This window comes from Sulfitobacter geojensis (genome assembly GCF_000622325.1).
GTDB lineage: Bacteria > Pseudomonadota > Alphaproteobacteria > Rhodobacterales > Rhodobacteraceae > Sulfitobacter > Sulfitobacter geojensis.
The window spans coordinates 2,276,581-2,297,929 of record NZ_JASE01000005.1 but is presented as its reverse complement, the minus strand read 5'-3'; the positions used below and the strand labels follow the sequence as shown (position 1 = coordinate 2,297,929).

Annotated in this window: 20 protein-coding genes and 1 tRNA gene; 16 read left to right on the top strand and 5 right to left on the bottom strand. The window is 57.3% G+C overall.

From position 1 onward, the window contains the following. Genes Z947_RS0113185 through Z947_RS0113155 form a run of 7 tightly spaced genes read left to right on the top strand, consistent with a single transcriptional unit; the run spans position 1 to position 7,243 of the window. The gene (locus tag Z947_RS0113185; RefSeq protein WP_025044764.1) at positions 1–984 is read left to right on the top strand and encodes an ABC transporter ATP-binding protein; all 984 of its coding nucleotides are present in this window, start codon (positions 1–3) and stop codon (positions 982–984) included. Continuing rightward, on the top strand, positions 981–2,015 hold the full coding sequence (locus Z947_RS0113180) for an ABC transporter ATP-binding protein (protein WP_081781151.1): 1,035 nt from the start codon (positions 981–983) through the stop codon (positions 2,013–2,015). The genes Z947_RS0113185 and Z947_RS0113180 overlap by 4 nt, the downstream gene beginning before the upstream one ends. Then, a complete protein-coding gene (locus tag Z947_RS0113175; RefSeq protein WP_025044762.1) occupies positions 2,012–3,451 on the top strand; it encodes an ABC transporter substrate-binding protein in 1,440 nt (479 codons plus the stop codon). Before Z947_RS0113180 ends, Z947_RS0113175 begins: the two co-directional genes overlap by 4 nt. Further along, entirely contained in the window at positions 3,441–4,868 is a 1,428-nt protein-coding gene (locus tag Z947_RS21110; RefSeq protein ID WP_037938920.1) for an amidohydrolase family protein, read from the top strand. Before Z947_RS0113175 ends, Z947_RS21110 begins: the two co-directional genes overlap by 11 nt. 13 nt (positions 4,869–4,881) lie before the next feature. Next, positions 4,882–5,553, top strand: coding sequence for an aspartate/glutamate racemase family protein (locus Z947_RS0113165; RefSeq protein ID WP_025044761.1), 672 nt, complete (start codon positions 4,882–4,884; stop codon positions 5,551–5,553). Beyond that, the gene (locus Z947_RS0113160) at positions 5,550–6,473 is read left to right on the top strand and encodes a dihydrodipicolinate synthase family protein (RefSeq protein WP_025044760.1); all 924 of its coding nucleotides are present in this window, start codon (positions 5,550–5,552) and stop codon (positions 6,471–6,473) included. Before Z947_RS0113165 ends, Z947_RS0113160 begins: the two co-directional genes overlap by 4 nt. Next, on the top strand, positions 6,473–7,243 hold the full coding sequence (locus Z947_RS0113155; RefSeq protein ID WP_025044759.1) for an SDR family oxidoreductase: 771 nt from the start codon (positions 6,473–6,475) through the stop codon (positions 7,241–7,243). Before Z947_RS0113160 ends, Z947_RS0113155 begins: the two co-directional genes overlap by 1 nt. Before the next feature lie 210 nt (positions 7,244–7,453). Here Z947_RS0113155 and Z947_RS21105 read toward each other — a convergent pair whose 3' ends face one another. The 5 genes from Z947_RS21105 to Z947_RS0113125 all read right to left on the bottom strand — a co-directional run bounded on the left by Z947_RS21105 (position 7,454) and on the right by Z947_RS0113125 (position 14,062). After that, positions 7,454–9,583, bottom strand: a complete 2,130-nt coding sequence (locus Z947_RS21105) for a Hint domain-containing protein (RefSeq protein WP_025044758.1) — start codon at positions 9,581–9,583, stop codon at positions 7,454–7,456. A gap of 282 nt (positions 9,584–9,865) precedes the next feature. Continuing rightward, positions 9,866–10,333 carry a hypothetical protein gene (locus Z947_RS22110; RefSeq protein WP_156026659.1) on the bottom strand — a complete coding sequence of 156 codons (468 nt, stop codon included), beginning with the start codon at positions 10,331–10,333 and terminating at the stop codon, positions 9,866–9,868. 17 nt (positions 10,334–10,350) lie between these two features. After that, positions 10,351–10,701 (bottom strand): chemotaxis protein CheW, encoded by a 351-nt coding sequence (locus Z947_RS21885; RefSeq protein ID WP_081781150.1) that lies wholly within the window; start codon positions 10,699–10,701, stop codon positions 10,351–10,353. 183 nt (positions 10,702–10,884) lie between these two features. Continuing rightward, positions 10,885–13,275, bottom strand: coding sequence for a methyl-accepting chemotaxis protein (locus Z947_RS21095; RefSeq protein ID WP_025044757.1), 2,391 nt, complete (start codon positions 13,273–13,275; stop codon positions 10,885–10,887). Between the two features lie 697 nt (positions 13,276–13,972). After that, positions 13,973–14,062: transfer RNA gene (locus Z947_RS0113125), tRNA-Ser, on the bottom strand. A 151-nt stretch (positions 14,063–14,213) separates the two neighbouring features. Here Z947_RS0113125 and Z947_RS0113120 point away from each other — a divergent pair. The 9 genes from Z947_RS0113120 (at position 14,214) to proB (ending at position 21,334) form a co-directional block, all read left to right on the top strand. Next, the gene (locus Z947_RS0113120) at positions 14,214–15,059 is read left to right on the top strand and encodes a DUF2059 domain-containing protein (protein WP_025044755.1); all 846 of its coding nucleotides are present in this window, start codon (positions 14,214–14,216) and stop codon (positions 15,057–15,059) included. After that, entirely contained in the window at positions 15,059–15,874 is an 816-nt protein-coding gene (locus tag Z947_RS0113115) for a DUF2059 domain-containing protein (RefSeq protein ID WP_025044754.1), read from the top strand. Before Z947_RS0113120 ends, Z947_RS0113115 begins: the two co-directional genes overlap by 1 nt. A 441-nt stretch (positions 15,875–16,315) precedes the next feature. Next, positions 16,316–17,035, top strand: coding sequence for a 50S ribosomal protein L21 (locus tag Z947_RS0113110; RefSeq protein ID WP_025044753.1), 720 nt, complete (start codon positions 16,316–16,318; stop codon positions 17,033–17,035). A gap of 11 nt (positions 17,036–17,046) precedes the next feature. Continuing rightward, a complete protein-coding gene (gene rpmA / locus Z947_RS0113105; protein WP_025044752.1) occupies positions 17,047–17,316 on the top strand; it encodes a 50S ribosomal protein L27 in 270 nt (89 codons plus the stop codon). Positions 17,317–17,541: 225 nt separating this feature from the next. Next, positions 17,542–18,045, top strand: coding sequence for a GNAT family N-acetyltransferase (locus tag Z947_RS0113095; protein WP_025044751.1), 504 nt, complete (start codon positions 17,542–17,544; stop codon positions 18,043–18,045). Next, positions 18,042–18,644 carry a LysE family translocator gene (locus Z947_RS0113090; RefSeq protein WP_025044750.1) on the top strand — a complete coding sequence of 201 codons (603 nt, stop codon included), beginning with the start codon at positions 18,042–18,044 and terminating at the stop codon, positions 18,642–18,644. The genes Z947_RS0113095 and Z947_RS0113090 overlap by 4 nt, the downstream gene beginning before the upstream one ends. Before the next feature lie 2 nt (positions 18,645–18,646). Next, entirely contained in the window at positions 18,647–19,183 is a 537-nt protein-coding gene (locus Z947_RS0113085; protein ID WP_025044749.1) for a GNAT family N-acetyltransferase, read from the top strand. 22 nt (positions 19,184–19,205) lie between these two features. Then, the gene (gene obgE, locus Z947_RS0113080) at positions 19,206–20,240 is read left to right on the top strand and encodes a GTPase ObgE (RefSeq protein WP_025044748.1); all 1,035 of its coding nucleotides are present in this window, start codon (positions 19,206–19,208) and stop codon (positions 20,238–20,240) included. Further along, positions 20,228–21,334 (top strand): glutamate 5-kinase, encoded by a 1,107-nt coding sequence (proB, locus tag Z947_RS0113075; protein ID WP_025044747.1) that lies wholly within the window; start codon positions 20,228–20,230, stop codon positions 21,332–21,334. The genes obgE and proB overlap by 13 nt, the downstream gene beginning before the upstream one ends. Positions 21,335–21,349 lie beyond the last annotated feature (15 nt).

Below are 21,349 nucleotides of genomic sequence, written 5' to 3'. Positions count from 1 at the left end.
GTGTCTGATCCTTTGCTAGATGTGCGTGACCTGCGCACCTATTTCCACACGTTTTCCGGCACGGTAAAGGCCGTCAACGGCGTCAGCTTTTCCGTCGGCAAAGGCGAGGTGATGGGCCTTGTGGGCGAAAGCGGCGGCGGCAAATCGGTCGTCGGCTTTTCCATCCTTGGCCTCATCGACAGCCCCGGAAAAATCGAAGGCGGGGAAATCCTGCTTGAGGGGGAAAACCTGGTTCAGGCTGGCGAAGACCGGCTGCGCCAGATACGCGGGCGCGACATTGCCATGGTGTTTCAGGACCCGATGACATCGCTGAACCCGTTGCATACGGTCGGACGTCAAATGGACGAAATGCTCTGCCTGCACACCGATCTGGATGCAGCAGCACGCAAACAGGCCTGCATTGATATGCTTGAAAGCGTCGGTATCAGCCGTGCCGCAGAGCGGCTGGGTGCCTATCCGCACCAGTTTTCCGGCGGCATGCGCCAGCGCGTCGTGATTGCGATCGCGATGCTGGCGCGGCCGCAATTGATCATTGCGGATGAACCGACAACGGCTTTGGACGTCACAATCCAGAGCCAGATACTCAAGCTCATGCGCGCGCAGATTGCGGAAAAAGGCGCGTCCATGATCCTGATCACCCATGATCTGGCTGTGGTGTCGGAAATGGCCGATCACATCACCGTCCTTTATTGCGGCAAAGTCGTGGAACGCGGCCGTACGCGCGATCTGATCTCTTCGCCTGCGCATCCTTACACCCGTGGGTTGATCGACAGTATTCCTGACCCGCTGAACCGTCATGCGCGTCTTAAACAAATTCCCGGCTCGGTGCCGGATATCCGCAACCTGCCGAAAGGGTGTAATTTTCAGGATCGCTGCCCCCGCGCGCAGGCCCTCTGTGCCCAGCAAGAGCCGGTGTTGCAGCCCCAACATACCTCGCTGGAGGCGGCCTGCCACTTTCCATTGGCACCGGGAGAAAGCGCATGAACGATATGACACCCATGCTCGACGTGCGTGACCTTGAGATGCACTTTCCCATCGGGGGCGGCGTGCTGGATCGCCTTCGGTTAAGCGCCAAAGGCATCCGCATTGACCGGCCCGTCGTGCATGCGGTGAACGGTGTCAGCTTCAAGATCGCGCGCGGCGAGATCATGGCGCTGGTCGGCGAAAGCGGCTGTGGCAAATCCACGGTCGCAAAGACAATCGCCCGCATTTACAAACCAACGGGCGGCACCGTGCAAGTCGATGGCGAGGACATCGCCCAGCACGGGTTTTCGGAAATGTTGCCCGTAAGGGCCAAGATGCAGATGATTTTCCAAGACCCCTTCGCCTCTCTTAACCCGCGCCAGAGGGTGCGCGACATTGTGGCCGAACCGCTGTTGGAGCAGACCAAATCGGCGGCTGAACGCAAGGGCGTCGCGGCAAAAACCGAAGCGCTTTTGGCCAAAGTCGGTTTGAACGCGGAACATGCAGGGCGTTACCCGCACCAGTTTTCCGGCGGTCAGCGCCAACGCATCGGCATCGCGCGCGCCTTGTCGGTGACGCCGGGGCTTATCATTGCGGATGAACCCGTCTCGGCGTTGGACGTGTCGATTCAGGCGCAAATTCTGAATCTGATGATGGATCTGCGGGATGAATTCGGTCTGGCCTATCTGTTCATCAGCCATGACCTGTCCGTGGTGAATCACATCGCGGATCGGGTCGGGGTCATGTACCTTGGTTTCATGGTCGAAAACGCGCCGCGCGATGCGCTGTTTGCCAAGCCGCGCCATCCCTATACGCGTGCACTCCTGTCCGCAGCACCAAGCATTAAGGAAAAGCGCGAAGTCGAAGAAATTTCGCTGAGCGGTGAGGTGCCATCCGCCCTGGAACTGCCCTCCGGGTGCTGCTTTCGCACCCGCTGCCCGTTTGCGTGGGACCGCTGCGCCAAAGAGCGGCCGGTGCTGCAAGATGTAGGCAATGACCAGACGGTGGCCTGCCATTTGGTCGATGAACCGGAAAGGGACGTACTGACATGATCATTGCGCAACCGCGGCTTGGCCTGCACGACCCTCATGATTGTACGGATGCGACGGATGAGTTGACGATCCTGCACGCGGTATACGACACGCTTGTGCGCCGCGTCGGTCAGGACTTTGTGCCCCATCTTGCGCAAAGTTGGGAGGTTTCGACCGACGCACGCCAATGGACATTCAATTTGCAGCCGGATGTTGCGTTTCACGACGGAACTCCCTGCGACGCAGATGCGGTTGCGGCCTGTCTGGTTCGGATGGCCCGCGAGGACAAGGGGTACACACTGGGCGCACCTGCCGTCTGGCGGCAGTTCCTTGGCGGTGCGCAGATTGAGGTGGTGGACAGATCAACACTCACGCTGACGCTGGCAGAACCGATGGCGGACCTGCTTGATGTGCTGGAGCAAGGGTTCATTGTTGCCCCCTCTGCGTTTGCCGCTTTGGATGCCAAGGATTACGGGGTGCAGATTGGATCGGGCCCTTATCGGTTAACCGAGATTTCCAGAAACTGCATCACCGCAGAGCGAATTGACAATCATTTCGCAGGTTCCCCTGCAAACGCTCGCGTCACATGGCAATTAGAGGTCGATCCGCAAGCGCGTCTCGATCTGTTGCAGCAGGGTAAGGTGCAAGCGGCCATTGGCCTTGATTTCGAAAAGTCACGATGTCTTGGTGCCATGCGCCACGTCTTCTTGTCACCTGTCGCAATCATCTATTTGCTGAACGCGGCGCGTGGTCCTTTGGCCGATGCGGATGTCCGTCTGGCGCTTAGTCTTGCTGTCGACAGGGAGGCTTTGATTACCACCGTCATGCAGGGCGCTGCACGCCCCTTGCGCGGATTTGTCAGCCCGAACCATTTCGGCGCGGGGCAGGGTGATGGCATGGTCATGGACCGTGCCCGCGCCAAGACCCTGTTGGCGGGTGCAGGGTATGCGGATGGCCTGACCCTGCGCGTTGACTGCCCCACACGTCTGCCAGACGAAGCGGAGCGCCTGACGGCGGCGCTTGGCGAACAATTGGCGCAGGTCGGGATCAAACTGGAGGTGTTTATCCACCCCGAAAGGGAGGAATACGCACATATGGTGCGGCGCAAGGAGATCCGCGATTTATGTGTTTTCGATTCCAGCCCGATGAGCACATACCGCGTGCTTTTCGAAAAAATCGATTCACGTGTGGCAGGGTCATGGTGGCAGGGCTACGCGAACCCCAAGGTCGAAGCGCTGATTGATGAGGGGCGCGTAAAAACAGACCGCGGCGCACGGGCCGATATCTGGCGCGAGGCTTATGCCCTTCTACAAGAAGACCCTGCATGGCTGACGCTTTATAATCCCTTGCGCGTGATTGGACTGGCGGGCAACCACCCCGCGTTCGAGATGCCCGCCGACGGCGTGATCGACGTGGCGCGTCTTCCCGATCTGAGCGAGGTGCGCGATGCAGGTTGATACACTTTTGACCGGCGGCACGGTCGTGACTATGGACCCGCAGCGCCGCGTGATCGACGCGGGCGCGGTCGCTGTCGCGGCGGGCAAGATCGTTGCAATCGGAACGGCGCATGAAATTGGCGCGCAGGTTCAGGCCGCAGAGGTCATTGAGTGCGCGGGAAAGATCATCATACCGGGACTGATCGACGTCCATGCCCATGCGGGGCACGGGTTGATCAAATCAATCGGTATGCATGGCGGTGACCGGTGGGAAGACATCTGCGGCGAGGTTTATACGCAAGCCTCACCGCCGGAGTTCTGGTACGCCGAAGCACGTCTTGCAGCGTTGGAGCGGTTGCGTTTTGGCGTGACGACGGGTGTTTCGCTATTGGGCGGCGGCGATACCATCATGCGCACTGACGATCCGGCTTATGCCGCCGCGCATTGTCGCGGTGTGGTGGAGGTGGGCACCCGCAGCATGGTGGCCGTTGGCCCGACGCGAGCACCGCATCCGCGGCTCTATGCCGATTGGGAAACGGGTGAGCCGCGCCATTATGAGGTGAGTTTTGAGCAGCAGATGCAGACCTCTCGTGAGATCGTGCAAGCTTGGCATGACACCCACGAGGGGCGCATCCAGATTGCGATGCTCTATCCCGTGTTGCGGGATGAGCACGAGAAAGAGATGCCGCCCGCCGATTATGCCACCGCCTGTCAGCAAGCGCAGCTTGTGCGCGCTTATGCCCGTGAACGAGGGCTGGTTTTCACCCAAGACGGACATTGGCGCGGCTCCATACGGCGGGCAGAAAAGCTCGGTCTTTTGGGGCCGGAAACGCTGCTTTCGCATTGTATTGATCTTCACGAGGATGAAATTGATCTGGTCGCGGCTAGTGACACCAAAATCGCGCATAACCCTTCGGCAAATGCGTCGATCATGGGCCGCTGTCCGGCGATCGAGCTGATGGCGGCAGGGGCGACGGTTGCGCTGGGATCAGATGCAACAGCACCGGATCGCTCGGGTGATATGTTGCGCCATATGCAGCAGGCGATGCATTATCACCGTACCCATTTTCGGGACGCATCGGTTCTGCCCATCGGTAAGGCGTTGGAAATGTGTACCATTGCAGCGGCACGCGCGCTTGGGTTGGACAGCCGAATTGGCTCGGTTGAGGTGGGTAAGCAGGCCGATCTCACGGTGGTGGATTTGCGGCGCGCACATCTTTACCCGCCCAATATGCCGGTGCACCGGCTGGTTTGTTTTGCCAATGGCAATGACGTCGATACCGTTCTTGTCGGCGGGGAGGTTGTCCTTCGCGACGGGCAGGCGACACGTGTAGATGAGGCCGCAATTCTGGAGGACGCCCGTGTGCAGGCCGCGCAAATGATTGCACGCATTGGCGGGCAGGGCGACCTGGAATTGCCATCGGATTTCTGGGGATAGGTAGGACGAATAAATGACGATTTATGTGATCAACCCCAACAGCAGCCAGCATGTGACCGATGGCATTGACCGCGCGGTCGACCCGATGCGCGCCGCCAGTCCGGTTCCGATTGCTGCGCGCACGCTGGCCGAAGGACCGCCGGGTATCGAAAGTCAGGCGCATGTGGATGGGGTGGTTGCCCCGCTATTGACGCATTGCGCCGCACTTGAAGATGACACAAGCGCCTTTGTAATTGCGTGCTACTCCGACCCCGGTTTGGCAGCCGTGCGCGAACAATCCGCACGCCCCGTTTTTGGCATCGCCGAAGCATCCATCCTGACCGCAATGACCATGGGGCAGCGGTTTGGGATCATCTCGATCCTGTCCAAAAGCATCCCGCGGCATATGCGCTATGTCGGCGCGATGGGCGTGATGGACCGTTTGGCCGGCGACATGCCGCTGGAACTGGGTGTGTTGGAACTGGCGGATGAAAACCGGACCTTTGAGCGTCTCAAAGACGTGGGCACGCGATTGCGCGACACTGCGATGGCGGACGTTTTGATCTTGGGCTGCGCGGGCATGACGGCCTTTCGCACGGATCTCGAAAATTACCTTGGCGTGCCTGTTGTCGAACCCTGTCAGGCGGCGGTCGCTATGGCAATCGGCCGCGTGGCATTACAAAAGACTCGATTGGAAAAAGCATGACACAACTGACTACTGACGCGCGGGGCGTTTTCGTGATTGCGGTCACGCCGTTTCATCCGGATGGCCGGATCGACATGGAAAGCTGTGACCGGATGGTCGATTTCTATCTGGACGCGGGCGCGACGGGGCTGACTGTTCTTGGCATGATGGGCGAAGCTCCCAAGCTAACGGTAGAGGAATCACGCGACGTGGTGGCCCGCATCCTGAAAAGGGTCGCGAACCGCGTGCCAGTGGTTGTTGGCGTGTCGGCCCCCGGATTTGCACAGATCGATGCGCTGACGCGGATGGTGATGGATCTGGGTGCCGCTGGTGTAATGGTTGCCCCGCCGGGCAGCCTGCGCACGGACGATCAAATTGTGAATTATTACACGCAAGTGGCCGAATTGATTGGCGATGTGCCGTTTGTCTTGCAGGATTTTCCGCTGGCAACCGGTGTGCAGATGTCATCGGGCGTGATTGCCCGCATTGTGAATGATTTGCCGTCCTGTGTCTGTCTGAAACACGAAGACTGGCCGGGCTTGGAAAAGATCAGCTTTTTGCGCCGCGATGGTGTGCTGAACAAGCGCATTTCTATCTTGTGCGGCAACGGCGGGCTTTTCCTGCCGGAAGAAATGGATCGCGGGGCCGACGGTGCCATGACCGGATTTGCCTATCCCGAAATGATGGTCACGGTTGTGGACCATTACGCCCGCGGCGAAGCGGAGCGGGGCCGTGATCTCTTTGATGCTTATCTGCCCTTGGCACGGTTTGAACAGCAGCCGGGTATGGGGCTCGCGATCCGCAAATATACCCTCGCGAAACGCGGAATTATTGCGCATGACGCGTTGCGAAACCCGGGGGCAGCTTTGTCGGAAGCGAGCCGCCGAGAGGTTGATCAGTTGATCACACGACAAGAACAAAGACTGAAGGAATTGAACTGATGGATCTGGAACTGAACGGCAAACGCGCACTGGTGCTGGGCGCCAGCCGTGGCATTGGCATGGCGATTGCGAAATCCTTGGCCGGCGAGGGGGCAATTGTTTTCGCGGCGGCCCGAAGCGTCGATAAGATCGAAAGCTGGGCAGAGGGTATGAGTAATGTAACCCCGATCAAGCTGGATCTGTCGGACATCGACGCGGTGGATGCGGTGGTTGACGGGCTGATGGCAGAGGGCGGCGTGGACATCGTGGTCAACAACGGTGGGGGACCGCCCCCCGGAGCCGCGGAGACCACAGAACGAACTGCGTGGATTGCCAATTTCGAAGCAATGGCCGCGAACCTGTTCCACCTGACGACACGCCTGTTGCCAGCGATGAAGACGCGCGGCTGGGGACGGGTGATCACGGTCACATCCTCGGGTGTCGAACAGCCGATCCCGAACCTCGCGCTGTCGAATGGCATCCGCTCTGCGGTGGTGGGGTGGTCCAAAACGCTGGCGGGCGAAGTGGCTGCTGACGGGATCACGGTGAACGTGGTGATGCCGGGGCGTATCCACACGCAGCGTGTGGACGAACTGGATGCGGCAGCCGCTAAGCGCACGCAGAAAGATGTGGCAGAAGTCGCTGCAAACTCTCGCGCTGGCATTCCGGTCGGGCGGTATGGCAAACCGGAAGAATTCGCCGATGTGGTGACCTTTCTGGCTTCCGCACGCGCCGCTTATGTGACGGGGTCGCGTATCCGTATCGACGGTGGCGCGATCAAGTCGATCTGATCACCGGACCACCTGCCTGTTGCGGCGCATTGTTTCGCCGCGACAGTCAACGGCGCTATTTTTGTTGGGCGCAAAGGGGCAGGGCACCGCGATTGATGTGGGCCGCTTTGCCGCGTTTCGTGGCATCGGTCTTTGCAGGCCCATGCTATCGGAGCCGGATGATGTCACCGAAGTATTTTGTCAGACTTCCTGCATTGCGCAGGACGACAACTACGACAAGTGGTTAGGCTGCATGGAAAACAGTGTCCTTTCCGACCTGCATTTGCCGTTTTGCTTCACGTCGCGTCGCGCCATAAATCCGCGCACCGAACGTCCGTACACGGAGGCGACGGCCCTCTTGCTTAGAGCCCGTGAAAGCTCAGGGAAAAGTGTAAACACCTCGTGTCGTGCGGCATTGCTCAACATCCTAAGCGCCATCGGGCCGGGGTAAAAGCTTTCGGACGGTACGTCTTCCGCAAAAATGATCTGGTGGGTATCGAACATCAGGTGGATGTAGGTCACCGTGCGCTTGCCCCGTGCTACGCGAATACCTCTGGTCGTTTCGGCCAAGTGCCTGGCCCGCGCCAACTGCTTGCCCCCGTCGATCAACATGCCATGCTGCGGAGAAACGAGGAGATCCCTTTCTACCCCAAGGATCCCGCGCTTGATCAGGATCGGACAAATATCGGGTTGAGCCGCAAGTTCGGCCTTGTTCACGGTACGACGTCCGATCCAGCGAATTGGTTGCGGGCCATTATCCATCGTGCAGACCAGATCGCCAATCGACAAATTGTCGATTAAGACCGGACCTGTTGGCGTGCGGATCGCTGTGCCCGAGGTAAAGCAGACAACGCCGGTGTTCTCAGACGTGAAACTCGAGTTGTCTGCGGATGCCCCGGTGAAGGTGAGGGACCCGTCACCGAAATGGGTATTGTTGGAATAATCGACGGCGTCGCCGTTCAACTTCGTCGCGTTTGACTGGTTCAGTATGCCGTCATCGGCTTGATCGGCGTGCAACTCCCAGATGTCGTCGTAGTATCCGCTCAGGTCAATGTTGTCGTTGTTGCTGTATATGCCATCGTTCAGCGTGCCGGTATTACCGGTGTTGAAATCGGCGATCGTATCGTGGCCGTAGCCGGTCGTATAGAAGAAGTGATCATCACCAGCACCGCCGATCAGACTGTCGTTGTCGCCACCGCCATCCAGAGTATCGTCGCCAGATCCCCCATCCAGAACATCCGCACCAGCATCGCCGTCAATGATATCAGCGCCTGCGCCACCCGAAACGGTATCTGCGCCGGTATCGCCAAAAATACTATCCGCGCCTTCGCCCCCTGATAGGCTATCATCGCCGGCATTGCCGTCGATGCTATCATTGCCCGTGCCGCCGTCGATGGTGTCAGTGCCGGACCCGCCATCGATGGTGTCATTGCCCCCCAGACCCTCAATGTTAATTCCGGCGCTGTCGCTGTCACCGCGCACCACATCGGCGCCTTCTGTCAGAATGATGCGCTCGATCTCGGAGAACGACAGGGTCGACGTGCCGTCTGTGATCGTTCCGGCCTTGTCGCCTGTGTAGGTGACCGTGACCGGTGTTGTCAGCGCACTTAGATCAATCGTATCGCTATTTGTGCCAGCTTCGCCACCGACGATGGTGTCACTTCCAAACCCATCATAAACCAGAAATGTGTCGCTGCCGTCACCGCCCGTCAGGCTGTCATTGCCGGTGCCACCTGTCAGTTGATCATCACCTGCGCCACCATCCAGAGTATCGTCTCCGGCCCCTCCACCAAGAGTGTCGTCGCCCCCTAGTGCATTGATCCAGTCGTTGCCGTCACCGCCTTCCAGTTTGTCCTGTCGTTCGGTACCTGTGATCGTATTGTCGGGTGCCTGTTCGTATGTTTGCGCATCAAAACTACTATAGCTGGGGGCGGCTGCCCCGTTGGGCTGGTAGCTGTTGGTAACGAGATAATTCGCACCCGGTTGGATCGGGCCATCAGCCCCATACCCGACCAGTGTATCGTCGATATAGATGGAATAGACAGTCACCACGGAATTGCCCGGACCGACCAGTTCGAAAGCGTATTCCGAGAAGGCAAATCCGCTGGCCACTGGCGATCCGGACGGATCGGTCACGACTGCAGTTTGCTGAGAGGTATCTTCCACACCTGTTTCAGCAGGGTCGCCGCTTAATGTTGTGTCGTCATCCGTCACCGTCATGATAAGGGCGTCGGTAGAATTCGACCAGTCAGATTTCAGCCGGAACTCATCACCGGTTGACGGGAAAGCACCGGCAGGGCCGGGTGTGGTCAAATTCGTCGCATCGTCGGGCGAAAACAGTGTTATCGTGTATGTGGCCATGGGTTCTTTTTTGTTTCAGCGACTGCGGATTGCCCGCAAGTCGGTGTTCAAATGTCTTAAGGCCGGAGGGTAAAATGGTTCTTTCTCGTTGTTGGTTTTATGGAAAAATGTGGATGAGAATTGATTAAATGTGACCAGGTGCCAATCTAGGAATGCTCGATTAAAAGTATTTAAATTAATGTCTTATTTGCGGCGGTGAGACTTTGATGTCTCTCTTCGCTCTAATTCTGATGCACTCTAAAAATCAGCTTCACGTATCAGGGCGGTTCAGCCTCACAAGAGCTAGGAAAGCGAGCGCAGCTCAATTAATGAGTTGGCTCTGTCGATAGTTTCGATTTTCAAACGAGGGGCCAGTACCGTGTCGGTTAAAGGTCTTTTTTTGAGTCCGGGTCCGCTGAAACCGGTCCAGCTGCTGACGTGTCTTATCGGTCGAAAAAGCCGTTTACGATCATGCCAGAACCCCAGCTGGAACTGCACATGACCAAATGCATCCCAAACAACCGAGGCGAAGGCGCAGATTGTTCTAAAACCAGGGCCTCGATTTTTTTCCCGATGGTCTGCATCATCGACTGGTGATCCAGCTGGATGGCAGCACCGAATTTTGCGCTGAGGCATCATTTTGCGCCTAGCGAGGATATGCAGCAGCAAAACCGTATTCAGCTTATGGGCTCCCAGCCGCTTTAACCCAAGCTCCATCGGGCCATCAATTTCTGCTTCCCTTGACCATCGGCGGGAGTTCTCAATATCCACCAAGCCGATGCTGCAATCTAAGCCGCATCTGCGACGGGTGTCAGAACAGTTGCCAGATTCAGTATCCTGACCATCCTCTCGCCAACCAACGTCGATGCCCGCACATAAGACTGATCACCGCTTTTGGCCGCGTCCGGCGGGGATTGCATTTCGTCTTCGGTCGGCGCGATGATATCGGACACCGCATCCACCAGAAGCCCAAACAGCGTTTCGTCAATCTCGACAACGATAATCACATTTCTTTCGCTCTCTGTCCGGGTTGTAACCCCAAGACAGGTCGCGAGGTTCAACAATGGCACCACCACACCGCGCAAGTTGATGGCATCAAGTACTACATGCGGCGGAGCATCCGGAACGGACGAGGGCACGGTTCAGCTTCTGATCTCGCGGGTTGACCCGATAGCTATCGCGTAAACTTCGCCGCGAACAAGATAAGTCAGAAGCTCGACCGCCTCGGCGTTAGACTGTGCTTCGCTAGTATCATTCATGGTTGGGCCACCCAAATCTTACAGGTATGGCGCGCGGGGAAATGATGTCTCGCGTACTTTGGATCAAAATTCATCCCACCCGTCATAACCGGCCGTACCGCCGCCGCCGGCTGCCGCCACTTTTGGCTGCTTCTGAGGCGCATTGACCGGTTTCCTGTCCAACGCCACGACATTTACCGACTTGTCTTTCTTCTCTACAGACTTGCCCGTATTAAACTTACCCACCTCGCTTGCCAGAACCGACGCTTCCTGACGAAGAGCCATGCTGGCCGCAGTGGTTTCTTCAAAGCGTGCGACGTTGTCCTGTGTGGCGCGGTCAAGCGTACCGATCGCGGTACTTATGGCGGAAATGGTGGAGGATTGCTCGGTTGTGGCATCTGCAATCGACCCGATGCGTTGCGCAACGCTTTGAACCGCCTCTAGAATTTTCTCCAAGGCTGTATTACTGCTGCTTACCTGCTCAACCCCCGATTTCACCTGCGCTTCGCTGGTCGATATCAATATGTTGATTTCCCGCGCAGCATCTGACGACCGCTGCGCAAGGGCACGCACCTCTGACGCCACGACCGCAAATCCACGGCCGGCATCACCGGCGCGCGCCGCTTCGACGCCCGCATTCAGCGCAAGAAGGTTCGTCTGGAAAGCGATGTCGTCAATGACTTTCGTGATCTGGCCAATCTCACCGGACGATTTTTCAATGCCTTCCATGGCCGCAGCGGTATCTCTGGCGATCTGCGCACAGGACTGTGCTTCATGTTCGGTTTTTGTGACCTGAGTGCGGACGTCGGCAGCGTTGGAAGAGGTCGATTTGACAGAAGACGTCAGCTCCTCGATTGCGGCTGCGGTTTCCTCAAGGGATGCGGCAGAGCTTTCGGCCTTACGGGAGACATCGTCAGCGGCTGTAGAAACTTCCAAAGATGAGTCGTCAATGATGCTCCCGCTGACGGCAATCTGATCAACAATACTGGTAAGCACTTCCGATGTGGTATTCAGGGTTTTGCCGATCTCCTGAAAGATGCCTTCGTGATGCTCCGGCATACGTCTGGAAAGGTCACCTGTTGCCAGAGCTTCCAGAATTTGCCGGACATCGGCAAGACTTGCTTCGGTTGCGGTCCCGATCTGGTTCATGCCTTCGCACAATGCGGCGAAGACGCCTTCCTTTTCTTCAGCGTTCAGGCGTTTGGTGAAGTCACCCTTCGCATAGGCTGCGACCACCTCCGCTATTTCCGCCGTCACCCGTTGCTCGGTTGCACGCTCTTGCTCGAGGCGCTGACGTTCGACATCGGCGTGCTGTTTCTCCTTCTCGGCCTGCGCCGCCTCTTCCTTCATGGCCCTCTCACGTGCCTCTTGTGTTGCCTTTTCAGCCTCCTCTGCCTTGCGGCCAAGTTCAACACGCTCAATCGCATTCTTTTTAAAGACTTCCAGCGCATTCGAGATCAAGGCGACTTCGGTGATTTTCGACTGCGTCGTCGAGATATCCATATGCCCCTCTGCAAGACGACCGATTGCCGTTGTCAACTTCTGCAAGGGGCGCGAGATCGACACGGCAAGTCTGACACCGACCACGGCAAATACCGCGATCAGGATCGCCAATCCGGTGCCCCCTGTGAGCAGCAGGTTTTTTTGTGTCTGTGCGGCTTCAGCCTGAACTGTTTCTACGCGGCTTTGGATCAGTCCGGCGACTTCTTCAAAAACCGGTTCAACATCAGCAAATCGCGCTGAAAGTTCACTGCGAAGTTCCGCGGCCTTCAGGGATTCGTTGACATAGCGTGCGAACGCCGTCTGGTAGGTTTCAAGGAGCGCCGTCACTTTGTTTTGCTGAGCAACAGAGCGAAAAGCAAGGGGAGCCATTTCAAGAAATTCGTCCACCCGCGCATTCAGCCGATCAAGATATTTCGGATCGCCGCGCATGATGAAGTCTTTTTCATGACGTCGCATCATCAGCATCTTGACCTGCAGTGGTGCGTTCTCAACAGTTTTCAGGGCCTCCTCTACGGTTTGCACAGCACTGCGGAGTTCCCCTTCCAACCCGGAGGATGGATTAAGGCCAAGCGTCGTCTTCGCTGTTACCAGCTGCGTAAAACTCGCCTCATAGGCCGTTATGCCCTGCAACATGCTGTCGAATTGCGCACGCGCACCAGCGATATCCATCGCCGCGGCGGCAGCAGTTGCCTCCGCGACATGAACCTTGATCGCGCTCATAACATCCGTATGGCGTCCGACATATTTCTCATCGACGCGCAGGAGGAAGTCTTTTTCATTTCGCCGCGCCTGCAGCAGCCCTCTCTCAATCTCGCCCATCTTCCGCTCAAGATCGGCCGACTTGGCCAGTTCACCGGCAACCCGGACCTCTGAAACGTAAACGACGGCGCCGGCGACGCCCATGAGAAGCATCGTGACGAGGGCCAGGCCGACGATCCCGGCAATCGCAGTGCTGACTTTAATATTTTTCATAAGAGAACCCTAAAACGGCGACAAGTTATTCGCCGTTTAGCATTGCCAAGAACTATCTACAAAAGATGTATGAGCCCGTTTTTTTCGGAGATAATTATCTCCACTTTCACAGATTTAGCACGGGCGGATTTGAGGCTATGCTGCCGCAGAAGCACTTTTGTGGTCAATTTTTCGAAACAGTAGCTGGCGAAACGTTCCAAGCTAAAGATCCCGCTTTCGATAATCGGTTTGCTTTGACCCACGCGGCAGGATCGTCATGTTGCGCACCCCTACATTGGTTGCGACTTTGGGCGGATGTGCCGCGTGATGGACGTCAGCACAGGTGGCTTGCGCGCGTTCCGGAACAGTCCGTCCAGCCGCAGCCTGCGATCTGACATGGTGACGCTGGCGCATATCCAACGCCCCGGCAGTCGAAACGCAGAACCATTATGCGCAGCACCCATCGGCGAGCACCTGATTCCGAAACATTGAGTTATAAACCTCTAGCGTCAGTATGCTTGCCCGATGGGGCAGATCGGACAAATGCGCCTTTCAGTTGCCTCTCAAATTGCGGCATTCGCCGTTTGCCAAAGTCCCTCTTCGATGGCCCCCTCATTTCCACACCTACATTTTGCTCAGCACTGGCCAAATGGCTGAAACAAGAAAAACCTAAGTTTTTCGGAGTTCTCACATATTCGCAACGTATATTTGGGGGTAATGGCGGAGAGACAGGGATTCGAACCCTGGGTAGGCTTGCACCCACAACGGTTTTCGAGACCGCCCCGTTCGACCACTCCGGCACCTCTCCGCGCTGGTGTGGTGCGCCGCAATACCCAAGGATCGATCAGGGGGCAAGAGGGTTTCAGGGGCCGATTTTCCAATGAAGTGAATTTGATCGCAGGGTGGCTTGGATCGGTCTGCGTTGCGGTCTACGGTAACGGCAAATGAAAGGATCTGTGATGACCCCTGTTTTGCGCGTACCGCTGTTGGTTCTCTCGTTCTTGTGCTTTGCGGCGTTGGCCCTGCAAAGCCAGCCCGCCCGCGCTGCCGACCCCGACCGGCTGGAGGCGTTTCTTGAGGTGACAGGGTTTGATGTTGCGTTGGAAAGCATCCGGCTTTCAGCCGATTCCGCGCCGCAAATGCTGGGGCTGAGCGCGGATGATTTCGGTTCCGAGTGGTCACGACTGGTGCGCGAGGTCTTCCAGACGGAACTGATGCATGACATGGCGCTCGACATTCTGTCCAAGACGTTAAGTGACGATCTGCTGGATCATGCGGCGGGGTTTTACGCCTCTGACCTGGGACAACGGTTGGTGGTGGCCGAAAACGCGTCGCATATGGTGGACGAGGACGGGTTGAAATCAGAAAGCGGCAGTTCGATCATTGACGGGCTGGTGCGTATCGGTTCACCGCGTGTGCAATTGCTGACGCGGTTGAACGAGGCCAGCGACGTCGAAGACAGTTCGATCCGTGCTATCCAAGAGGTGCAGATCAGGTTCCTGATGGCGGCCGCCGGTGCCGGTGTGATCGAATTGCGGATGGACGAGCCGGATTTGCGCGAAGCAATGCGCAGTCAGGAAGGCGAGATGCGCCGCTCGATCAAGGCCAATGCGCTTGCAAATGCCGCATACACCTATCAGGCGTTTTCTGATCAGGAAGTTGCTGATTATGCCGATGCGCTGGCGGACCCGAGAATGCAAAAGGTCTATGCGTTGATGAACGCTGTGCAATATGAAATTCAGGCCAACCGTTTCGAAGAAGTGGCCACGCGCTTGTCTGCCATGCAACCCAGTCAGGACCTATGATGCGGCGTTTCCTTGGTCTGTGCTCGCTGCTCTGGCTGTTTGCCAGCAGTGCGGCATTTGCCGACGCGCGCATGAGCGTGCTGGTGGATGTTCTTAAACTGTCCGAAGCTGCCGTAATCCTGAGTGAAGAAGGCAAGGGGCAGGCGCAGGACATCAATATCGAGATGTTGGACGGGCAGGGCGGTGCCGGCTGGGCGCAGCAGGTGTCACAGATTTATGCACCGGCCCGTATGGTGGAGCTGGTACGTGCCGAGTTGGTAAAAGAATTGTCCGGTGATGCACTGGAACAAGTGATCACGTTTTTCGCCAGCAGCCGTGGTAGAGAGATCATTGCGTTGGAGAACGCAGCACGACGCGCCATTCAGGACAGCGATGTCGAAGACGCGGCGCGGGCGCGCTTTGCCGAAGTCGAAGGCAGCGACGATGCCCGCTTGGCACTGATCGGCAAATATATCGAAAGTGGCGATATGATCTCGCGCAATGTGACCAGCGCGTTGAATTCCAACTATCAGTTCCTGCGCGGTCTAGCCGAAGGGGGCGCGATCGAAATGACGCAAGAGGAGATGTTGGAGGATGCCGCCGGTGACATCGAAAGCAGCACGCGTGATACCACGCAGTGGCTGTTCGGATTCTTGTTGCTGGCCTATCATCCGCTGTCCGATGACGATCTGCAGGCCTATATCGCCTTTTCCGAAACGCCTGCGGGGCAAGCCTTGAACCGCGCCTTGTTTGAGGGGTTCGGCAAATCTTACGAGGATATATCCTATGCCTTGGGGCGGGCTGTGGCGTTGAATATGACAGCGCAAGAGCTGTAAGCGTGCAGGCTGACGATACCTTGCTTGTCTGGCAGCACTTGCGTAGCACCAGACAAGCCAAGGTCATCCTGTGTGAACAATGCCGAGGATGCGACCGGCGAACCGTTTACGAACTGAATGATTAACGATTTGTTAACTATTCCTAACTGAACGTGAAATGCGTCCCATTTCAGGCGGGGTAGCGGCGATTGTGTGTGGGTTTTGTCGGGCAGACGGTCTGTTGCGCATAGATTTGAGGCCAATCACCGCTCTGCCGGTGTAAACCTGCTTGACTTGTTCCTGTAACCGACAGATAAGCCGCGAACCCGACAGGATTTCCTGTGACGGGTCTATTTTTAATGACGCCCCAAGGGCGCGCTGTTCGAGGTGGACGCGGTATCAAAACCGGTCCGAAACACCCAAGCGGGGACCACAGAACGCGGATATATGAAGGAAGACACGATGTTCGCAGTCATCAAGACTGGCGGAAAGCAGTATAAAGTAGCCTCGGGCGACATGCTTCGGGTGGAACGTATTGCGGCAAACGCTGGCGAAACCGTACAATTCAACGAAGTATTGATGCTGGGTGGCGACAAAGTTCAGGTTGGCGCACCGCTGATCGAAGACGCGGCTGTTCAAGCCGAAGTTGTTGACCAGATCAAAGGCGACAAGGTGATCAACTTTGTTAAACGCCGTCGTAAGCACTCTTCCAAGCGCACCAAGGGTCACCGTCAAAAGCTGACACTGATCAAAATCGGTGACATTCTTGAAACCGGTGCCGGCAAATCCAAAGTGATGGCCGCCGTTGGGACAGGTTCTGTATCGGCCGCAGCTGTTGCTGCGATCACTGGCAAATCCGCTGACGAAGCGGCCAAGCCTGCGAAGGCCAAAAAAGCCGCCGCACCAAAGGCAGAAGCGAAAGCTGAAAAGCCCAAGGCCGAGAAGAAAGCAGCGCCAAAGAAAGCCGCTGCAAAGAAGTCTGATGGCGACGACCTGTCCGAAATCTCCGGCGTAGGTCCGGTGATTGTTGGCAAACTGCACGCAGAAGGCATCACAACCTTCGCGCAGATCGCTGCATGGACAGATGCGGACGTTGAAGCTATTGAAGAGAAACTGTCGTTCAAAGGTCGTGTCGGTCGTGAAGACTGGATCGCACAGGCCAAAGATCTGGCTAAAGGTTAAGGAGAGACCAAATGGCACATAAAAAAGCAGGCGGCTCATCCCGTAACGGACGCGACTCAGCTGGTCGTCGTCTTGGCGTTAAGAAATACGGTGGCGAATCCGTCATCCCCGGCAACATCATCGTGCGTCAGCGCGGCACCAAGTTCTGGCCTGCCGACGGCGTTGGCATGGGCAAGGATCACACGATCTTTGCAACTGTTGACGGTGCCGTGACCTTTCACAAAGGTCTGAAAAACCGCACGTTTATTTCTGTACTCCCGATGGCGGAAGCCGCAGAATAAGCCGTACCCGCAAGGTTTGAGAAAATTTAAGGGATCGGTGGAAACACCGGTCCCTTTTTACATTTACATTGCTGTGATGAATTAACCCCGCCAGCCGGAAAGGAGCGGTGCGATGACACAAACTGACCTGCCCATTCTGGAAATCGGGGATCTGCACCTGCGCTCGGCGGAGGTGCATGATGGTAAACGGGTCTTGCCTGCGGATGATGCCAAGGGGCAGGCCGCATGACCTTTACCTTACAAACCGACCGTCTGGTTCTGCGCCCGTTTCGCGCTGCCGACAGCCTTTGGGTGACCCAAGCGCTTGAGGATGTGGATGTTGCGCAGTGGATACCCTTGCTGCCTTTCCCTTACAGCATCGATGACGGGCGTTCCTTTGTTGAATTGCAGGCTGGCCCAAAGGCAGACGCCTTGGCCGTGGTCCACAATGATCTGCCCGTAGGTTGCATCACAAAGGTCATAGAACTTGGGTATTGGTTCCGCAAAAGCGCTTGGGGGCAGGGGTTCGCCACAGAAGCCGCACGGGCCGTTGTGGCGCAGCATTTCAGGACATCTGACCAGAATTTGACGTCGGGCTATATGATCGACAACAATCGCTCACAGCGCGTCCTGTCAAAGCTTGGGTTTGTTCCGAAGGAAACCGTGGAACGCCTGTCGACGGCTGTGGATGAGATGAAAACCATCCAACGGATGGTGCTGTCGCGGGCTGATTGGGAGGCCTGCGCATGAGTATCGCGATCCTTCCCCTTGCCGTTTTCGCGGCCAGCCAGATCGGCACGCCCGGGCCCGCAAACATGGCACTGCTCGCGACCGGCGCGCGGTTCGGGTTTCGCGCGGCCTTGCCATTCGTGGCGGGCGTGGCTCTTGGCAAGCAGTTGATCATCTGGCCCATCGGTTTCGGCCTGATGGAGCTGGCCGAGGCGGCACCGTGGCTGTTTATCGCCCTGAAATACATTTCGGCAGCCTATATCATCTGGCTGGCATGGAAGGTCGCGAACCTGCGTCTGAACACCACGGCCAGCACAGGCGCGGCACCGGGTTTTGCCGCCGGTTTGATTGTGCATCCGCTCAACCCTAAAGCATGGGCAATGATTGTTGGTAGTTTCACGGCCTTCGTCGGCCCCGATGTGCCAACCCTGACGGCCACGGCGACCATCGCGGCGGTGTTGCTGGGCTGTCAGATTATTCTGCATCCGATCTGGACTTTGGCGGGGGACAGGATCGCCAAAACCGTTGCAGGTACACGTGCAGAACCTTATTTGATGTGGACATTGGCGGGCCTTACCGTCGCGTCCGTTCTATTCGTATTGTTCGGAGGAGGAACATGACGATGAAGATTCAACCCATTGTAAATCAGCCGGTAATCGAGACGGCGCGTTTTGATCTGCGCCCCCTGCGGCGCTCTGATCTGGGGCTGATCGAATTGCACGCCGGTGATGAACGCGTGGCGCGTAACACAACGTCAATCCCGCACCCGCTGCCCCCCGGCACGATCGAAGCTTTCATCTCGCGCGCCATGACCGAGCCGCGTGATTTTGACTGCTGGGCCATGGACGGAACCAAAGAGAACGGTGCCGAAGTGATGGGGCTGATTACGCTCTCGCGGCTTGACCGTAACCAGTCCGAAGTTGGTTTTTGGGTTGCGCCGGCGTTCTGGAACACCCATCTGGCATCTGACTCCGTCACTGCATTGGTCAGCGCCAATCCGTTGGGCAACGCCACGATGTTCGCCACGGTTTTTCAGGACAACCCTGCCTCGGCCAAGGTCATGACCAATGCCGGCTTCGTCTATTTGGGCGATGCGGAAACCTATTGTCTGGCACGCGATGCTGCCGTACCCACATGGACCTATAGCCGTAAGCTATAATCCCGCCTGAAAGGCCAAGCGCATGAAATTCCTCGACCTTTGCAAAGTTTACATCCGTTCCGGCGCGGGCGGCGGTGGCTGCATTTCGTTCCGGCGTGAAAAATACATCGAATACGGCGGCCCCGACGGCGGGGATGGCGGCGGCGGCGGGTCGGTTTGGGCCGAAGCGGTGGACGGGCTGAACACCCTTATCGATTTCCGCTATCAGCAGCATTTCTTTGCCAAGAACGGCCAGCCCGGCATGGGCAAACAGCGCACCGGCAAGGACGGCGATGACATCGTGCTGCGCGTTCCTGTCGGCACAGAAATCATGGACGAAGATCAGGAAACCGTGATCGTCGACATCACCGAAGTGGGTCAACGCGTGCAACTGGCGCGTGGCGGCAATGGCGGCTGGGGCAACCTGCATTTCAAATCTGCGACAAACCAGGCACCGCGCCGCTCCAATCCCGGTCAGGATGGGGTCGAGCGTACCCTTTGGCTGCGATTGAAACTGATTGCGGATGTCGGATTGTTGGGGCTGCCGAACGCGGGCAAATCGACATTTCTGGCTGCGACTTCAAACGCGCGACCCAAGATTGCGGATTATCCGTTCACCACCCTTCACCCGAACTTGGGCGTCGTAGGTGTTGATAACACTGAATTTGTTGTCGCCGACATCCCCGGTTTGATCGAAGGGGCGTCTGAGGGGCGCGGCCTTGGTGATCTGTTCCTGGGCCATGTGGAACGGTGTTCTGTGTTGTTGCATCTGGTGGATGGGACCTCTGAAACGGTGGCAGAAGATTACCAGACCATCATCATCGAGCTTGAACATTACGGCGGTGATCTGGCGTTGAAGCCACGTGTGACAGTGCTGAACAAAGTTGACGCTTTGGACGAAGAGCAGCTGGCAAGCAAACTGGCAGAACTGGAAAAAGCATCCGGTGGCCCCGTGATGCAGATGTCCGGTGTTGCCAAAATCGGCACGGTCGACGTCTTGCGCACCCTGCGCGGCGAAATCGACGAAGACAAGCTGCGTCACAAACCTGCGGTGGAGGCGGAGTCGTGGCAACCCTAAGCACCGCCAAACGGCTGGTTGTCAAAATCGGCTCGGCTTTGTTGGTGGACCGGCACACCGGTGACCTGCGGGCCGACTGGTTGCATGCTTTGGCCGAAGATGTGCGTTGGCTCAAAGGGGTGGGCTGTGATGTTGTGCTGGTATCTTCCGGCTCTATCGCCTTGGGGCGTGGCGTATTGGGTTTGCCTGCGACACCATTGGCGTTGGAGCAATCGCAGGCGGCGGCCGCTGTTGGCCAGATCCGTCTGGCCCGCGCTTACGAGGAAGCCTTGGCACCTCATGCCATCAAGACCGCGCAAGTTCTTGTAACACTTGAAGATTCTGCAGATCGCCGCCGCTATCTGAACAGTCGCGCGACCTTGGAGACCCTGTTGGGATTCGGGGTGGTTCCGATTGTGAATGAAAACGACACGGTCGCGACTGATGAAATCCGCTTTGGTGACAACGACAGATTGGCGGCACAGATTGCAGTGACAGTCGGGGCGGATCAATTGATTTTGTTGTCCGATGTCGACGGGTTTTACAGCGCCAATCCAAACGAGGACGCCAGCGCGACCCGCTATGATGTGATCGATACCATCACTGCCGAGATCGAAGAGATGGCGGGCGATGCCGGTTCGGGTCTTAGCAAAGGCGGGATGAAAACCAAGCTGATGGCGGCAAAAACCGCAACGACTGCAGGTTGCGCGATGGCGATCACCGAAGGATCGGTTATGCGACCCCTGCGGGCGTTGGAAGACGGGGCAAACGCCACATGGTTCACTGCGCAAAGCGATCCGCAAGCCGCCCGCAAACGCTGGATTGCGGCGATGAAACCGCGTGGATCGGTGACCTTGGATGCTGGTGCGGTGAGCGCGCTGACGAAAGGAAAATCCCTTTTGCCCGCGGGTATTACCGAAGTATCCGGCCCCTTTGAGCGGGGCGACAGCGTGGCACTGCTGGACCCCACGGGACGGGTGATCGGCAGCGGTCTGAGCCGCTACGCGTCTGACGAAGCGGCCCAAATCAAAGGACACCAAAGCGCACAGATCGAAGCGCTGTTAGGATATCCGGGCCGCGCGGCTTTAATCCACCGCGATGATATGGCTCTTTGATCTGGGTAAGTTCAT

What these genes read in the sequence shown, in the direction of transcription:
- Z947_RS0113180 (WP_081781151.1), top strand. Translation starts at nt 981, where the DNA reads ATGAACGATATGACACCCATGCTCGACGTGCGTGACCTTGAGATGCAC.
- Z947_RS0113175 (WP_025044762.1), top strand. Translation starts at nt 2,012, where the DNA reads ATGATCATTGCGCAACCGCGGCTTGGCCTGCACGACCCTCATGATTGT.
- Z947_RS21110 (WP_037938920.1), top strand. Translation starts at nt 3,441, where the DNA reads ATGCAGGTTGATACACTTTTGACCGGCGGCACGGTCGTGACTATGGAC.
- Z947_RS0113165 (WP_025044761.1), top strand. Translation starts at nt 4,882, where the DNA reads ATGACGATTTATGTGATCAACCCCAACAGCAGCCAGCATGTGACCGAT.
- Z947_RS0113160 (WP_025044760.1), top strand. Translation starts at nt 5,550, where the DNA reads ATGACACAACTGACTACTGACGCGCGGGGCGTTTTCGTGATTGCGGTC.
- Z947_RS0113155 (WP_025044759.1), top strand. Translation starts at nt 6,473, where the DNA reads ATGGATCTGGAACTGAACGGCAAACGCGCACTGGTGCTGGGCGCCAGC.
- Z947_RS21105 (WP_025044758.1), bottom strand. Translation starts at nt 9,583, where the DNA reads ATGGCCACATACACGATAACACTGTTTTCGCCCGACGATGCGACGAAT.
- Z947_RS21095 (WP_025044757.1), bottom strand. Translation starts at nt 13,275, where the DNA reads ATGAAAAATATTAAAGTCAGCACTGCGATTGCCGGGATCGTCGGCCTG.
- Z947_RS0113120 (WP_025044755.1), top strand. Translation starts at nt 14,214, where the DNA reads ATGACCCCTGTTTTGCGCGTACCGCTGTTGGTTCTCTCGTTCTTGTGC.
- Z947_RS0113115 (WP_025044754.1), top strand. Translation starts at nt 15,059, where the DNA reads ATGCGGCGTTTCCTTGGTCTGTGCTCGCTGCTCTGGCTGTTTGCCAGC.
- Z947_RS0113110 (WP_025044753.1), top strand. Translation starts at nt 16,316, where the DNA reads ATGTTCGCAGTCATCAAGACTGGCGGAAAGCAGTATAAAGTAGCCTCG.
- rpmA (WP_025044752.1), top strand. Translation starts at nt 17,047, where the DNA reads ATGGCACATAAAAAAGCAGGCGGCTCATCCCGTAACGGACGCGACTCA.
- Z947_RS0113095 (WP_025044751.1), top strand. Translation starts at nt 17,542, where the DNA reads ATGACCTTTACCTTACAAACCGACCGTCTGGTTCTGCGCCCGTTTCGC.
- Z947_RS0113090 (WP_025044750.1), top strand. Translation starts at nt 18,042, where the DNA reads ATGAGTATCGCGATCCTTCCCCTTGCCGTTTTCGCGGCCAGCCAGATC.
- Z947_RS0113085 (WP_025044749.1), top strand. Translation starts at nt 18,647, where the DNA reads ATGAAGATTCAACCCATTGTAAATCAGCCGGTAATCGAGACGGCGCGT.
- obgE (WP_025044748.1), top strand. Translation starts at nt 19,206, where the DNA reads ATGAAATTCCTCGACCTTTGCAAAGTTTACATCCGTTCCGGCGCGGGC.